General features: G+C 70.5%; 14 protein-coding genes. 12 read left to right on the top strand and 2 right to left on the bottom strand.

The genetic code is table 11. From position 1 onward, the window contains the following. The first annotated feature begins 77 nt into the window (after positions 1-77). Together I5731_RS10060 and I5731_RS10055 are read left to right on the top strand one after the other, a co-directional pair. Positions 78-1,217: a site-specific DNA-methyltransferase gene (locus I5731_RS10060; RefSeq protein WP_328838566.1), complete on the top strand. Its 1,140-nt coding sequence runs from the start codon at positions 78-80 to the stop codon at positions 1,215-1,217. A 186-nt stretch (positions 1,218-1,403) separates the two neighbouring features. Beyond that, entirely contained in the window at positions 1,404-2,738 is a 1,335-nt protein-coding gene (locus I5731_RS10055) for a globin-coupled sensor protein (RefSeq protein ID WP_197311256.1), read from the top strand. A 19-nt stretch (positions 2,739-2,757) separates the two neighbouring features. On the opposite strand, the gene mutY is transcribed toward I5731_RS10055, so the two are convergent. Next, positions 2,758-3,885: an A/G-specific adenine glycosylase gene (mutY, locus tag I5731_RS10050; RefSeq protein ID WP_197311255.1), complete on the bottom strand. Its 1,128-nt coding sequence runs from the start codon at positions 3,883-3,885 to the stop codon at positions 2,758-2,760. Between the two features lie 125 nt (positions 3,886-4,010). Here mutY and I5731_RS10045 point away from each other — a divergent pair, with 125 nt between their 5' ends. From I5731_RS10045 to I5731_RS10010, 8 genes are all read left to right on the top strand, one after another. Further along, positions 4,011-4,550: a DUF721 domain-containing protein gene (locus tag I5731_RS10045; RefSeq protein WP_197311254.1), complete on the top strand. Its 540-nt coding sequence runs from the start codon at positions 4,011-4,013 to the stop codon at positions 4,548-4,550. Positions 4,551-4,695: 145 nt separating this feature from the next. Next, positions 4,696-5,337 (top strand): DsbA family protein, encoded by a 642-nt coding sequence (locus tag I5731_RS10040; protein WP_197311253.1) that lies wholly within the window; start codon positions 4,696-4,698, stop codon positions 5,335-5,337. A gap of 61 nt (positions 5,338-5,398) precedes the next feature. Then, positions 5,399-8,857, top strand: a complete 3,459-nt coding sequence (locus I5731_RS10035; RefSeq protein WP_197311252.1) for a chromosome segregation SMC family protein — start codon at positions 5,399-5,401, stop codon at positions 8,855-8,857. Between the two features lie 217 nt (positions 8,858-9,074). Further along, positions 9,075-9,416, top strand: a complete 342-nt coding sequence (locus I5731_RS10030) for an AtpZ/AtpI family protein (RefSeq protein ID WP_197311251.1) — start codon at positions 9,075-9,077, stop codon at positions 9,414-9,416. Positions 9,417-9,507: 91 nt separating this feature from the next. After that, positions 9,508-10,287 carry a F0F1 ATP synthase subunit A gene (locus tag I5731_RS10025; protein ID WP_197311250.1) on the top strand — a complete coding sequence of 260 codons (780 nt, stop codon included), beginning with the start codon at positions 9,508-9,510 and terminating at the stop codon, positions 10,285-10,287. Between the two features lie 104 nt (positions 10,288-10,391). Then, the gene (locus tag I5731_RS10020; RefSeq protein ID WP_197311249.1) at positions 10,392-10,613 is read left to right on the top strand and encodes a F0F1 ATP synthase subunit C; all 222 of its coding nucleotides are present in this window, start codon (positions 10,392-10,394) and stop codon (positions 10,611-10,613) included. A 172-nt stretch (positions 10,614-10,785) separates the two neighbouring features. Continuing rightward, positions 10,786-11,349 carry a F0F1 ATP synthase subunit B gene (locus I5731_RS10015; RefSeq protein WP_197311248.1) on the top strand — a complete coding sequence of 188 codons (564 nt, stop codon included), beginning with the start codon at positions 10,786-10,788 and terminating at the stop codon, positions 11,347-11,349. A gap of 14 nt (positions 11,350-11,363) precedes the next feature. Continuing rightward, positions 11,364-11,855: a F0F1 ATP synthase subunit B family protein gene (locus tag I5731_RS10010; RefSeq protein WP_197311247.1), complete on the top strand. Its 492-nt coding sequence runs from the start codon at positions 11,364-11,366 to the stop codon at positions 11,853-11,855. Positions 11,856-12,052: 197 nt separating this feature from the next. Here the strand turns inward: I5731_RS10010 and I5731_RS10005 are convergent, their stop codons facing one another. Continuing rightward, the gene (locus tag I5731_RS10005) at positions 12,053-12,775 is read right to left on the bottom strand and encodes a ribonuclease HII (protein ID WP_197311246.1); all 723 of its coding nucleotides are present in this window, start codon (positions 12,773-12,775) and stop codon (positions 12,053-12,055) included. A 329-nt stretch (positions 12,776-13,104) separates the two neighbouring features. Between I5731_RS10005 and I5731_RS10000 the strand changes: the two genes are divergently transcribed. Continuing rightward, positions 13,105-13,965, top strand: a complete 861-nt coding sequence (locus I5731_RS10000; RefSeq protein WP_197311245.1) for a uracil-DNA glycosylase — start codon at positions 13,105-13,107, stop codon at positions 13,963-13,965. Between the two features lie 191 nt (positions 13,966-14,156). Continuing rightward, positions 14,157-15,551, top strand: a complete 1,395-nt coding sequence (locus I5731_RS09995) for a cytochrome ubiquinol oxidase subunit I (protein WP_197311244.1) — start codon at positions 14,157-14,159, stop codon at positions 15,549-15,551. The last annotated feature ends 3 nt before the right edge of the window (positions 15,552-15,554 follow it).

Raw genomic sequence — 15,554 nt, 5'->3', positions numbered from 1 at the left:
CGCCAGTATCGCGTAAGGGTGAGACCATGAGTGTTGTGCGTCGACGGGCGACGATGTCGTCCGGGTCCGTTCCCGCCGTGGCCGCCGCAGACGCGGCGGCCGGGCACCCTTCTTCGGTCGCGGCGGACAGCCGGTCCGGTTGGCTCGACACCATCTTCACCGGCGACTGCGTCGCGGCGCTCGAGCGCCTGCCGAAGGCGTCGGTCGATGCGATCTTCGCCGATCCGCCCTACAACCTGCAGCTCGAAGGCGCGCTGATGCGCCCGGACCAGTCGAAGGTCGACGCCGTCGACGACGACTGGGACAAGTTCGCGAGCTTCGAGGCCTACGACGCCTTCACCCGCGCCTGGCTGCTCGCCTGCCGCCGCGTGCTGAAGCCGAACGGCACCATCTGGGTGATCGGCTCCTACCACAACATCTTCCGCGTCGGCACGATCCTGCAGGACCTCGGCTACTGGACGCTGAACGACATCGTCTGGCGCAAGTCGAATCCGATGCCGAACTTCCGCGGCAAGCGCTTCACCAACGCCCATGAGACGATGATCTGGGCGTCGCGCTCGCGCGAGGTTCGCAATTACACCTTCAACTACGAAGCCATGAAAGCCTTCAACGACGATCTGCAGATGCGCTCCGACTGGCTGCTGCCGATCTGCACCGGCGGCGAGCGGTTGAAGAACGGCGAAGGCGACAAGCTGCACCCGACCCAGAAGCCCGAGGCGCTGCTCTACCGGGTACTGCTGTCCTCGACCAACCCGGGCGACGTGGTGCTCGACCCGTTCACCGGCACCGGCACCACCGCCGCCGTCGCCCGCCGGCTCGGCCGGCATTTCGTCGGCGTCGAGCGCGATCCCGCCTATGCCGAGGCCGCCCGGGCGCGCGTCGCCGCGGTGGAGCCCGCGCCGTCCGAAGGCCTGGTGCTGCAGCGTCCGAAGCGGGCGGAACCGCGGATTCCCTTCGGGGCGCTGCTCGAGGCCGGCCTGCTGGCGCCGGGCACGGTGTTGACCGACGCGCGGGGCCGTCACCGCGCGATCGTGCGCGCGGATGCGACGCTCGAGTCGGACGGGGTCGTCGCATCGATCCACCGCATGGGCGCGATCGCGCAGGGCCTAGACGCCTGTAATGGTTGGACCTTCTGGCATGCACACGTTGACGGCGAATTGCAGGCAATCGATGTGTTGCGTACTATTGTGCGGCGCGAGATCGCTGCTGCGTCATGAGAATTTCCGCCGGGGAGTCGGTCCGATCACTTCCCGGCAAATTGTTAGACTTTGAATTTATTTGTTTCAGAAGTGGAGAACGTAAGTCTAATTCCGCATATGTGATTAAGATAACAAATTTTTTAGATTTCGAGAGCTTCGATGTTAATGCGAACCGTCGCAAAATTAAGTTCTCGGAGCTAAACTATGCAGATCGACGATGGCTTGGCCGTCCGTCTCTCGTTTCTTGATGTAAATGACGAGGTAAGGCGGTTGCTCCCGCTCGCCTGGGCCGATCTTTCCACCGATCTCCCGACGATCCTGCAAGGCTTCTACCAGCATTTGACCAAGGTGCCGGCGCTCGCTGCAATGGTTGGTACGCAGCAGGGCCGCCTGATCGGCGCACAGTCGAAGCATTGGCAGCGTCTTTTCGACGGTCGCTTCGACGAAGACTACGTCAAGAGCATCCGTACCATCGGCCTGACGCATCACCGCATCGGCCTCGAGCCGCGCTGGTACATCGGCGCCTACGCCTACGTGATGAAGCGGATTACGCTGGTCCTCGTGTCGCGCAACAAGCTGCGGCCATCGCTGCTCGCCGCAAAGCTCGCCGCCGTTCAGACCGCGATCATGCTCGACATGGATTTCGCGATCTCCGTCTATCAGGACAGCCTGCTCGAAGAACGCCAGCGCCGCGGTGAATCGCTCGGCCGCGCGATCACCCAGTTCTCCGAAGCCGTTCAGGTGACGCTCGGCATCTCCGCCGACGCGAGCCTCGCCCTCGACAGCAGCGCCCGCAACCTCGCCGGGGCGACCGCCGACGCCACGACCCGGGTCGACAAGATCGCCGATGCCGCCGCGACCACGGCCACCAACGTGCAGACCGGCGCCGCCGCCACGGAAGAGCTCGCCGCCTCGATCGCCGAGATCGGCACCCAGTCGATCCGCTCCGCCGAAATCGCCCGCCTCGCCGCCTCCAGCACCGCAAAGGTCAGCGACGCGGTGATCGGCCTCGCCGAACGGGCCAAGGAGATCGGCGCCGTCGTGCAACTCATCAACGACATCGCCGGCCAGACCAATCTGCTGGCGCTCAACGCCACCATCGAGGCGGCGCGCGCCGGCGAGGCGGGCCGCGGCTTCGCCGTGGTCGCGTCGGAAGTGAAGGCGCTCGCCGGGCAGACCGCCAAGGCGACCACCGAGATCGCCAACCGCATCGGCGCGATGCAGCAGGCGACGCACGGCAACGTCGAGCAGATCAAGGAAATCTCGGCGGTGATCGGCGAGGTCAGCGAGATCGCCACCTCGATCGCCGCCGCGGTCGAAGAGCAGACGGCCGCGACCTCGGACATCGCCCGCACCGTGCAGAGCACGGCCGAGAACACCAACAGCATCGCCCACGGCATGGACCTGCTGCGCGGCACGGTCGCGACCTCGAGCCGCACCGCGGCCGACGTCGCCGCGGCCCGGTCGAAGCTCGACGATCAGCTCGCGCGGCTGAAGAGCGAGATCGACTCGTTCCTCGCCCAGGCCAAGGCCGCCTGATCCGGCGACGCCCGCGGCCTCACGGCCGCCGGCGCCCCGCGCCGGGCACCGCCGCCTCCACCACCTTGCGCATCAGGCTCGGCAGCGCCTCGCTGCCGAGCTTGTCCGGTTCCGACCACCAGTGCCCGTCGGGCGCCGGCGCCGCCCCGCCCACCGCCGCGTGCCAGACGTGCAGCACGAGGTGGAAGTGGGTGAAGGTGTGCTCCACCGGCACCGCCAGCCGCCGCCAGGCCGCGGCGAACGGTGGCGGCGCGGCGGGCCGCTCCGTGGTCCAGTCCGTCCCCGGCACCTCGGCCATGCCGCCGAGCAGCCCCTTGTCGGCGCGCCGGCGCAAGAGCACCGCCCCGTCCTCCCGCACCGCAACGAAGGCATGGCCGTGCCGGATCGGCCGCACGGCCTTCGGGGCCTTCACCGGAAACCCGTCCGGGTCGCCGACGGCGGCGGCGGCGCACACGGTGTTGACCGGGCAGAGGCTGCAGGCCGGCCGCTTCGGGGTGCAGATCGTCGCGCCGAGATCCATCATCGCCTGCGCATAGTCGCCGGGCCGCGCGGCGGGCGTCAGCCGCTCGGCGAGCACGCGGATCTCGGCCTTCGCCAGCGGCAGCGGCGTCAGGATGCGGTAGAGCCGCGAGACGACGCGCTCTACGTTGCCGTCGACGACGGTGGCGACCTCGTCGAAGGCGATCGCGGCGATCGCCGCGGCGGTGTAGGGGCCGATGCCGGGCAGGGCGCGCAAGCCCGCCTCGCTGGCCGGAAACACGCCGCCGTGCGCCTGCGCCACCGTCTCGGCGCACGCCTTGAGGTTGCGGGCGCGGGAATAGTAGCCGAGCCCCGCCCAGGCGCTCATCACCTCGTCTCGCGTCGCGGCGGCGAGATCGACCAGCCGGGGCCAGCGCAAGGTGAAGGCCTCGAAATAGCTCTTCACCGCGGCGACCGTGGTCTGCTGCAGCATGATCTCCGACAGCCAGACCCGGTAGGGATCCGGCCGCACGCCCGCGGCCCGGTCCGCCGGCGCCACGCGCCACGGCAGCACCCGGGCATGGCGGTCGTACCAGGCGAGGAGATCGGCGGCGAAAGCCCGAGGTTCGGGCTCGGGTTGGCCGGGGGGCGGGTCGAGGGGGAATCCGGGAGGAATATCTAGCGGCATCGGCCGACATGTGTCCGGTTCGGGCGTCGAGGCAACCCCCGGAAAACACGCGGGTACAGCCCCGGCGTTGACAAGCCGGGCCGCATCGCGCTCAGTCGGCCGCGACAGCAGCGGGCCGAACGACGATGTCCACCACCTCGAAGCCGCCGCAGGGCGATCCATCCGCCGCCGCCCGCCGCCGCGGCGCGCGTCCGCTCGCCGACATCATCGGCGCGGCGCTGGCGCCCGCCTGCCGCAAGCGCGGCTTCACCACGGTCGATCTCGTCGCCCACTGGCCCGACATCATCGGCGGCGTCTACGCCGGCACCACCCAGCCCGACAAGCTCGCCTGGCCGCGCCTGCCGAAGGGAGTCGAGAGCGAGACCTCCGAGCCGGCGACACTGACGTTGCGCTGCGCGCCGTCGGTGGCGCTGCGGTTGCAGCACGAGCTGCCGGTGGTGATGGAGCGGATCAACATGTTCTTCGGCTGGAAGGCCGTCGGCCGCATCAAGCTGGTGCAGACGCCGCTACGCCGGCCGGCGAAGCATGCAAGGCCGCGCCCCGGCCCGCTGCTGCCCGCCGATGCGGCGCGGGTGACGGCGACCTGCGCGCCGATCGCCGACGACGGCCTCAGGGCGGCCGTCGAGCGGCTCGGCCGTGCCGTCGCGCAGCGCGATCGCCGCTGATCCCGGCCCGGCTTTCACGAAAAGCTGAACGCGCCGCCGCGTCGTGGCCGAAATAGGTTTTGGCGCGGGCGTTCTCCGGCCATAATTACCGCATGAGATCGCACGAACAGACCCCGCACCGGCGGGCAAGGAAGAGGAAACCGAGATGCTGACCCGTAGAGACCTCCTCGCCGGCACTGCCGTCGGCATCGGCCTCCTGATGCTGCCGGGCTTCGTCAGGGCGAGCTTCGCCCAGACCGTGGACGGCGTGAAGCTGATGGTGCCCGGCCCGCTCGGCGAGATGAGCCTCGGCGAGGAGACCGCGCCGGTGACCGTCATCGAGTACGCCTCGATGACCTGCGGCCACTGCGCCCGCTTCCACGCCGATACCTATGAGGCGTTCAAGACCAAGTACGTCGACACCGGGCAGGCGCGCTTCATCCTGCGCGAGTTCCCGCTCGACCCGCTCGCCGCCGCCGGCTTCATGCTGGCGCGCGCCGCTCCCGGCGACCGCTATTTCGAGATGGTGTCGCTGCTGTTCGAGACGCAGCGCCAGTGGGCCTACACCGACGATCCGGTCACGGCGCTGCTCGGAATCGCCCGCCAGGTCGGTTTCACACAGGAAAGCTTCGAGGCGGCCTTGAAAAACCAGGAGCTGCTCGATGGAGTGAACTGGGTGCGCAATCGCGCGGCGCAGGAATTCGGCGTCGACGCGACGCCGACCTTCTTCATCAACGGCGAGAAGAAGAGCGGCGCGCTCTCGATGGACGAACTCGACGCCGCGATCACGCCGCTGCTGAAGAGCTGATCCCGACCGGAACGACCGGCCGGGCGAAACACGCCCGGCTGGCGCCGGCCCGGATTGACGGATGAGATTCAGGAAACTCCGCATTCTCGGCTTCAAGTCCTTCGTGGAGCCGATCGAATTCGTCATCGAGCCCGGCCTCACCGGCGTGGTCGGGCCGAACGGCTGCGGCAAGTCCAATCTCGTCGAGGCCCTGCGCTGGGTCATGGGCGAGAATTCCTACAAGAACATGCGCGCGTCCGGCATGGACGACGTGATCTTCTCCGGCTCCGGCCACCGCCCGGCGCGCAACAGCGCCGAGGTGACGCTGTTCCTCGGCAACGAGGACCGCCGCGCCCCCGCCGCCTTCAACGATGCCGACATGCTGGAGGTCTCGCGCCGGATCGAGCGCGCCGCCGGCTCGGTCTACCGCATCAACGGCCGCGAGGTGCGCGCCCGCGACGTCCAGCTGCTGTTCGCGGACGCCTCCACCGGCGCCCGCTCGCCGGCGATGGTGCGCCAGGGCCAGATCGGCGAGCTGATCGCGGCAAAGCCCACCGCGCGCCGGATGATCCTCGAGGAGGCCGCCGGCATTTCCGGCCTGCACAGCCGCCGCAACGAGGCCGAGATCCGCCTGCGCGCCGCCGAGCAGAACCTCGACCGGCTGGAAGACGTGCTGCGCGAGATCGACCTGCGGCTCGACGCGCTGCGCCGCCAGTCGCGCCAGGCCGGCCGTTACCGCAACCTCTCCGCCGATATCCGCAAGCACGAGGCGCTCGCCGCCTGGCTGCGCTGGCGCGCGGCCGTGTCGGCGGAGGCGGACGCCGCCGCCGCCTTCGACGCGGCGGTGCTGGCGCTGGCCGACGCCCAGGCCGCGCAAGGCGAGGCCGCGCGGGCCGAGGCCGTTGCCGCCCTGCACCTGCCTGACTTGCGCGAGGCGGCGACCGCGAGCGCCGCCGGCCTGCAGCGGCTGCGCTTCGCCCTCGCCGACGCCGCGGCCGAGGCGGAGCGGGTCCGCGTCCGCCTCGCCGACCTCACCCGCCGCGGCGAGGAAGCCGCCCGCGACCTCGCCCGCGAAGCCGCGCTGGTCGCGGAAAACGACGACCGCCTCGGCGGCCTCGACGCCGAGATCGCCGCAATCCGCGCCGCGTCCGAAGGGGAGGGCGCCCGCCGCGCCGCGGCCACCGCCGCCCACGATGCCGCCGCCACCGACCTCGGCCTCGCCGAAGCCGCGCTCGCCGCCGCCACGGGACGCCACGCCGATGCCGTCGCCCGCCGCGCCGCCGCCGAGCGCGCCGCCCGCGACACCACCGACCGGGCGGCCAGGGCGCGCCAGGACCTCGCCCGCGCCGACGGCGAGATCGCCGCGCTCGACGGCCGACTCGCCGAGACCGACGCCCGGGTGTCCGCCCGTGCAGACCTCGAGACCGCCGAGCAGCGCCTCGGTACCGCCGAGGCGGCCGCCGCCGCGGCCGAGGCCGCACTGGAGGGCGCCGTCCGCGCCGAGCGCAGCGCCCGCGGGCCCCTCGCCGAAGCCGAACGCGAGGCCGGCCGCCTCGACACCGAGGCCCGCACGCTCGCCCGCATCCTCAACGTCGAGAACGGCCAGCTCTTTCCGCCGCTCGTCGACCGCCTCACCGCCCAGCGCGGCTACGAGACGGCGCTGGGGGTGGCCCTCGGCGACGACATCGAGGCGCCGGTCGACGCCCGCGCGCCGGCGCATTGGGCGATGCCGGGCGAGCCCGACGGCGACGCGCCGTTGCCCGAGGGTGCCGAGCCGCTCGGCGCCCGGGTGAACGGCCCGCCGGAACTCGTCCGCCGCCTCGCCCAGATCGGCCTCGTCGCGCGGGAGGACGGTCCCCGGCTGCGGCTCGCCCTGAAGCCCGGCCAGAGCCTCGTCTCCCGCGAGGGCGATCTCTGGCGCTGGGACGGCTACCTCGCCGCCGCCGAGGCGCCGACCCCGGCCGCCCAGCGCCTCGCCGGCCGCAACCGCCTCGCCGAGCTCGACGTGCAGCGCCGCGAGGCGCAGGCGCGCCTCGCCGAGCGCCGGCGCGTGCTGCAGGAGGCGCAAGCCCGCCAGCGCGGCGCGGCGGAGGCCGAGCGCGTCGCCCGCGAGGCGGTGCGCACCGCCAACCGCGGCCTCGGCGACGCCCGCGACCGCCTCGCCCGCGCCGAGCGCGCCGTCGCCGAACTCGCCAGCCGCCGCACCGCGCTCTTGGAATCGCGGGCGCGCCTCGCCGCGGCCAGCGACGAGGCGGCGACCGCCGAGCGCCGCGCGGCAGACGCCCTCGCCGCCGTTCCCGACGTCGCCGATCTCGTCGCCGAGCTGCAGGGCCAGCGGATGCTGGTCGCCGAACAGCGCGCCCGGGTCGCCGAGCAGCGCGTCGCCGTGGAGGCGCTCGCCCGCGAAGCCGCCGAGCGGACCCGCCGCCTCGACCAGCTCGTCCGCGACCGCGACGGCTGGGCCAGGCGGCTCGCCGATGCGCGTGCCCAGACCGCCGTGCTCGCCGGCCGCCAGCAGGACATCACCGCCGAACGCGCCACCCTCGACAGCCGCCCCGACGAGATCGCCGCCGAGCGCCGCCGGCTGGAAAGCGGCATCGCCGCCGCCGAGCGCGACGCGCGCGTCGCCGCCGAGGCGCTCGCGGCCGGGGAGAAGACCGCGGCGGAGGCGGACCGGGCGGCGAAGGCCGCGCTGCAACTGCTTTCCGATATGCGCGAGCGCCGCGCGCGGGCCGAGGAGCGCCGCGAATCGGTCGCCGGCCGCCGCGCCGAGCTCGAGGCGGCGATCGCCGAGCAGTTCGAGATGCAGCCGGCCGGGCTGGCAAGCCTCGCCGAGCTGAAGCCGGAGGCGCCGCTGCCGGACCTCGCCGGCATCGAACAGCGGCTCGACCGCCTGCGCCAGGAGCGCGAGCGGCTCGGCGGCGTCAACCTGCAGGCCGACGACGAGGCGACCGAGGTCGACGCGCGGCGCACCGCGCTGATCGCCGAGCGCGATGATCTCGTCGAGGCGATCCGCCGCCTGCGCGGGGCGATCCAGAGTCTCAACAAGGAGGCGCGCGAGCGCCTGCTCGCCGCCTTCGGCGTCGTCGACGGGCATTTCCGCCGGCTGTTCACCCATCTCTTCGGCGGCGGCACCGCCGAATTGCAGCTCGTCGATTCGGAGGATCCGCTCGAGGCCGGGCTGGAAATCCTCGCCCGGCCGCCGGGCAAGAAGCCGCAGACGATGACGCTGCTCTCGGGCGGCGAGCAGGCGCTGACCGCGATGGCGCTGATCTTCGCGGTGTTCCTCACCAACCCCGCCCCGATCTGCGTCCTCGACGAGGTCGATGCCCCGCTCGACGACGCCAACGTCGAGCGCTACTGCGACCTGCTCGACGAGATGGCACGCCAGACCGAGACCCGCTTCGTCGTCATCACCCACAACCCGATCACCATGGCCCGGATGAGTCGCCTGTTCGGCGTCACCATGGCCGAACGCGGCGTCTCGCAGCTCGTCTCGGTCGATCTCGAAACCGCCGAATCCTTCCGCGAGGCGGTCTGAACGGGCCAAGCCGCCGGTTCCCATGCGGCACTGCGGCAATCCGGCGCCGTCCCCGGGCTGCTCCGAAAGCCGTACAAGCGAAGAAATCGCAATAAAAACAAATGCATATCTCTTTCCCTGCTCGCCTTGACAGCATTTGGACCGCTGACTATTGTGCGCCCGACTTCGAAGGGGCGGCGGTGCGAGCCGGGCGTGCGGGGCAGTCGGGGGATTCTCCATGACGAGCGACGGACGCGGTGACGGAGAGGGCGGCCCGGAACGGCCGATCTCCGATGCCGAGCTTGCATCCCGCCGGGCACAGCTCGACCAGAGCCTCGCCCGGGTGAAAGCCCAGCGCGAACAGGCCGAAAAGCCTGCTGTGGCAACCTTCGGCACGAACTACAGCAAGGCCTTTCGCCTTGCGAGCGAGTTCACGGGCTGCGTGCTGGTCGGTGCGCTTCTCGGTTGGGGCGTCGATAGCCTCGCCGGAACGTCGCCGATCGGCCTGATCGTGCTCTTGCTGCTCGGCTTCGCCGCCGGTGTCATGGCGATGATCCGCAGCAGCCGGATGCCGGACTGATCGGCGGACCGGAGCCCGGACGGGCGAACGGTCCACGGAATGCGGCGCAGGACGCGCGCCGGTCGTTAGCTTCTGGCCTCTTGGCCTGGAAATGGGGAGTGAGCAGGTGGCAACGGCCGACAGGGTGGATCCGGTACATCAGTTCATCGTCAACGATCTGGTTCCGCTTGGCCGCATCGCGGACATGAAGCTGGCGTTCCAGAACTCCTCGCTGTTCATGTTTGTCGCCGTCGCCATCATCGTCGGGCTGCTGCTGCTGGGCACGAGCTCGCGCAAGCTGGTCCCGGGCCGGGTGCAGTCGGTGGTGGAACTGCTCTACGAGTTCATTGCCGGCACGGTGCGGCAGGTGCTCGGCGAAGAGGGGATGCGCTTTTTCCCCTTCGTCTTCTCGCTGTTCACCTTCATCCTGACGCTCAATCTGCTCGGCATGGTGCCGTACTTCTTCACGGTGACCAGCCAGATCGTCGTGACCGCCTCGCTGGCGCTGCTGGTGATCGGCGTCGTCATCGTCGTCGGCTTCGTCAAGAACGGCGTCGGTTTCCTAAAGCTGTTCGTGCCGCACGGCGTGCCGATCGTGCTGCTGCCGCTGATCAGCGTGATCGAGTTCATCTCGTTCTTCGCCCGGCCGGTGTCGCTCTCGCTGCGTCTGTTCGGCAACATGCTCGCCGGCCACATCGTGCTGAAGGTCTTCGCCGGCTTCATCGGCACGCTCGGCGCCTTCGGCTTCTTCGGCGCCATCGGCGCGATCGCCCCGTTCCTGATGACGGTGGCCATCACGGCGCTCGAGTTCCTCGTGTCTTTCCTGCAGGCCTTCGTGTTCGCGGTTCTCACCTGCGTCTATCTCAAGGACGCCCTGCACCCGCACCACTGATAGCCGGCAACGTCACCGGCGCCTGGCCCGCAACAGATCGGGTCCGGTGCTGTCCCCTCTGGTCAGATCGCAGATCGCCACGGTTAAACTGAAGGAGAATGAATATGGACGCGGAAGCCTCGAAGCTGCTCGGTGCCGGTATCGCCTGTCTCGGCATGGGCCTCGCCGCCATCGGCGTCGGCAACATCTTCGGCAACTTCCTCTCGGGCGCCCTGCGCAACCCGTCGGCGGCCAAGGAGCAGTTCACCAACGCGCTCATCGGCGCGGCGCTCGCGGAAGGCCTCGGCATCTTCGCGCTCGTCATCGCGTTCCTGCTCGTCCTCTGATCCTGCGGATCCGGCGCCCGCTGCCCGTGCCGGGCGGCGGGCGCCGGATCGACGTTTCGATCCCGCAGGCGATGCCCGCGAGGGTGTCACCCGGTGGGGCAACGCTTCGGAGCCGCCGCGCCGCGCGTGCCCGCCACGGGATATGCAGGTTTCCAGCTGACGGATTGACGACATGGACGAGACGTCTCAGCCGACGACAGAATTGACCGAGGCGCTCGATCATCAGGCGCACGGCGAGCATTCGAACGTCTTCCCGCCGTTCGACACCGAGCATTTCGCCTCCCAGATCCTCTGGCTGGCGATCAGCTTCGGCCTGCTCTACTACCTCGTCTCGAAGGTGGCGTTGCCGCGCATCGCCGGCATCCTCGAGGATCGCCACGACCGCATCGCCTGGGACCGCTCCGAGGCCGAACGCCTGAAGCAGGAAAGCGACGACGCCGTCGCTGCCTACGAACGGGCGCTGGCCGAGGCGCGCGAGAAGGCGCACGCGATCGCCAAGGAGACGACCGACAAGCTCTCCGCCGACGTCGCGGCGAAGCGCGCGGTCGTCGAGGCGGACCTCGCCGGCAAGCTCGCCGCCGCCGAGGAGCGCATCGGCACGATCAAGGCCGAGGCCCTGGCCGAGGTCGGCGCCATCGCGTCGGAGACGACGTCGGCCATCGTGTCGACCCTCGTCGACATCGACGTCGCCAAGGACGAAATCGACGGTGCGGTCGCAGCCGCCCGCGCCAGCTGAGGACGACGGCACCCATGGACGCCACATCCCTCGCATCGCTCTGGGCCTTCATCGCGCTGATCGGCTTCCTCGGCATCCTGTTCGTGAAGCGGGTGCACACGTCGGCCGCCGAAACGCTCGACGCCCGCGCGGCCCGCATCGCCCGCGAACTCGACGAGGCCCGCCGCCTGCGTGAAGAAGCGCAGTCGCTGCTCTCGGAGTACCAGCGCAAGGCGCGCGAAGCCGGCCGGGAGGCGGAGGACATCATCTCCAACGCCAAGTCGGAAGCGCTGCGCCTCACTGCCGAAGCCGAGACCTCGCTCGCCGAACTGATCGAGCGCCGCACCAAGGCGGTCGAGACCAAGATCGGCCAGGCCGAGACGCAGGCGATCGCCGAGATCCGCGCCCTCGCAGCCGACGTCGCCGTCGCCGCGGCCGGCAAGATCCTCACCGAGAAGGTCAAGGGCCCGGTCGCCGACGCCCTCGTCTCCAAGGGCATCGCCGACGTGAAGGCCCGCCTCAACTGAGGCTGTCCGGATCTGGTCCGGAGCCATCGATGACGAAAGCGGCCCGGCGGCCTGATCGCCGGGCCGCTTTCGCGTTTGGGGGTGCCGTTGGAGTCCCGGGAGGACCCACGAGGGGTGCCCTCGAAGACCCGGGCGAACCATTGCGTCCCGGAAGGACGGGACGACGCGGACGACACTCCGGTCCCGTCGCGCCGCGGTCACTCGGCGGCGGCGAACTCATCCGTAAGCGTCTCGAGAAAATGCGCCGCCGCCGGACTAGCGGCCGCCGACGGCACGAGCTCACGGATCGGCCGGAACGTCATCCGGTGCAATGGGCACGGTCCGAGCTTAGCGAGCGCCGCCTGGTGCTGCGCGGTGCCGTAGCCGACGTGCGCCTCGAAGCCGTAGCCGGGCCAGACCGCCGCCATGCGCCGCATCATCCGGTCCCGCGTTACCTTGGCGACGATCGAGGCGGCCGCGATGGCGGCGACGCGGCCGTCGCCCTGGATCAGCGCCTCGCCGGGGCAGGCAAGGCCCGGCGGCACGTCCTTGCCGTCGACGAGCACGCCGGCCGGCCGCACGGCGAGGGCGCTGACCGCACGCGCCATGGCGGCGAGCGTCGCGGCGCGGATGTTGATCCGGTCGATGGTCGCCGGCGAGGCGCTGGCGATCGCCACCGTGTGGCGGGCGCAGATCTCGTCGAACAGCGCCTCGCGGCGGGCGGCCGGGAGCTTTTTGGAATCGTCGAGGCCGTCGAGCGGATGGGCGGGATCGAGGATCACCGCCGCGCACACCACCGGCCCCGCCCACGGCCCGCGCCCCGCCTCGTCGACGCCGGCCACCAGTCCGTCGCGCCGGGCGGCGAAGTCGGCCTCGATGCGGCGGTCGCAGACGAAGGCGAGGGGCAGGGCGGGCGAATCGGGTGTGCTGCGACGGGCCATCTCGGCAGGATCGGCCGGGAGGGGCGTTGGCTCAAGGGGGATGAGGAGCGCTGCCGTGGGGCCTCCCCCTCCCTGTCCCTCCCCCGCTTCGCAGGAGAGGGGACGCAGGAGGTTAAGTCGCCTCGATTAACAGCGTTTCGCATCGGCGCGACCACCGTTTTACGAAAGCCCTCTCGCCCATCGTCCCCTCTCCTGCGAAGCGGGGGAGGGACAGGGAGGGGGGAAGCCCCGCGGCACGGCGTTCGCGCGCGCTGGCCGCAAAGCCGAACCTCTCACCCTTGCCTCCCACTCCTTCCCCTGCTTAGGTCGATCCGCAACCGGAGTGTCCCATGCCCCCCGCCGCCGACCTGATCGATCTCGATCCGGCCGACCTCGCCGCTCTGATCCAGTGGTATGAGGCGATGGGCGTCGACGTGGCACTCGGCGAGGAGGCGGTGGACCGCTTCGCGGCGCCGGTGCGCGCGCCGATGGCGGCCGCCGCGGCGGGGCAGGGGCGGGCCCGCGCCGAGCCGCCGGCACCCGCCGGTCCCGCCCGTTCCCCCGCGCCGCCGCCCACCGCGCTGCCCGCGGCTGCCCCCTCCGACGATCCGGTGATGGCCGCGCGCGCGGCTGCTGCCGCTGCGACGTCGCTGGACGAGCTCCGCGCCCTGCTCGAACGCTTCGAGGGCTGCGGCCTGTCGAAGACCGCGAAGAACCTCGTGTTCGCCGACGGCAACCCGGCGGCGAAGCTGATGCTGGTCGGCGAGGCGCCGGGCCGCGACGAGGACATTGCCGGGCGGCCCTTCGTCGGCCGCTCCGGGCAACTGCTCGACAAGATGCTGGCGGCGATCGGCTTCGACCGCAAGTCGGCCTACATCGCCAACGTCGTCTACTGGCGCCCGCCCGGCAACCGCGAGCCGAGCGACCTCGAAGTGTCGATCTGCCGGCCGTTCATCCTGCGCCAGATCGAGCTCGTCGGCCCCGCCGTGCTGGTCTTCCTCGGCAACCAGCCCTCGAAGGCGCTGTTCGGACGCGAGGCCGCCGTCGGCATCCGCAAGTTCCGCGGCCGCTGGAAGAGCTTCGAGACCGGGGGTCTCACCGTGCCGACGCTGCCGACCTTCCACCCGGCCTACCTCTTGCGCCAGCCCGCCGAAAAGCGGCTCGCCTGGCAGGACTTCCTCGAGATCCGCCGCCGGCTGGCCTCGGGGTGAGGCCGGTGAAACAGCGAGCGGATTTTGTATTTTAGTGAATGCGAAAATAAATCGATTTTGGACCGAATGTCCCGTTTACGCCGGGGGCGGGGCGCGCTAGGTCGGACTGCGTGGGACGGCGCCCCCGGGCGCCTCCCGCCGCGGGCCGGCGTTCCGGCCCCGAATGCCGTCGATCGGCAGAGGAGCACTCCATGGATCTCGATCCGGTGCTGCTGGCACGCATCCAGTTCGCCTTCACCATCGTGTTTCACATCGTCTTTCCGGCGTTCACGATCGGCCTCTCGGCCTGGATCGCGACCCTGCACGGCATGACGCTGTGGACGAAAGACCCGCATCACGCCGACCTCGCCGCCTTCTGGACCAAGATCTTCGCCGTGTCGTTCGCGATGGGCGTCGTCTCCGGCATCGTGTTGACCTATCAGTTCGGCACCAACTGGAGCGGCTTCGCGACGCTCGCCGGCAACGTCGTCGGCCCGTTGATCGCCTACGAGGTGCTGACGGCCTTCTTCCTCGAGGCCTCGTTCCTCGGCATCCTGCTGTTCGGCCGCGACCGCGTGCCCCCCGCGCTGCATTTCACCGCCGCGGTGCTGGTCGCCGTCGGCACGGCGATCTCGGCGTTCTGGATTCTCTCGGCCAATTCGTGGATGCAGGCCCCCGTCGGCTACGAGATGCGCGACGGCGTCGCCTTCCCGACCGACTGGATGGCGATCATCTTCAACCCGACCTTCCCGCTGCGCCTCGCCCACATGCTGGTCGCCGCCTACATCACCACCGGCTTCGTCGTGCTGGCGATTGGCGCGCGCTACTGGATCGCCGGCAAGCACATCCGCGAGGCCGAGACCATGGTGAAGATGGCGCTCGGCATGCTGATCGTGCTGACGCCGCTGCAGATCCTGATCGGCGACCAGCACGGGCTCGACACGCTGGAGCACCAGCCCGCCAAGATCGCCGCGATCGAGGCGCACTGGGACGGCGAGCACGCCGCGCCGCTGGTGCTGTTCGCGATCCCCGACCAGTCCGGCGAGAAGAACGACTTCGAGATCGCGATCCCGAACATCGCCAGCCTGATCCTCACCCACGACTGGAACGGCCTGTTTCCCGGCCTGAAGAGCTTCGCCGCGGAGGACCGTCCGCCGGTGCTGCCGGTGTTCTTCTCCTTCCGCGTCATGGTCGGCATCGGCTTCCTGATGGCGGCGATCGCGCTCTGGGGCGGGCTCGCCTGGTTCCGCGGCAAGCTGTTCGAGGCCGGCTGGTACATGTCGGCGCTGCAGTACGTCTGGCCGCTCGGCTTCATCGCCGTGATTGCCGGCTGGATCACCACCGAGATCGGCCGCCAGCCCTGGGTGGTGACCGGACTGCTGCGCACCGAAGATGCGATCTCGCCCGTCGGCGCGCTCAACATCCTCGTCTCGCTGGTGCTGTTCGTGCTCGTCTACGCCGTCGTCTTCGCCTCGGGCATCTTCTTCATCAATCGCCTGCTGGTGAAGGGACCGATGCGCCGCACCGCCCACGATGACGAGGGCGTCGCCAGCCGACCCATCTCCGCCGCCACCGAGGCGGGCCGCGAAGCCATCAAGGGGGCCTGAGCC

Origin of the sequence: Methylobrevis albus (assembly GCF_015904235.1) — a bacterium.
Classification (GTDB): Bacteria; Pseudomonadota; Alphaproteobacteria; order Rhizobiales; family Pleomorphomonadaceae; genus Methylobrevis_A; species Methylobrevis_A albus.
Note: the sequence above shows the minus strand (reverse complement) of the source record. Positions and strands in the feature narration are given on the sequence as shown.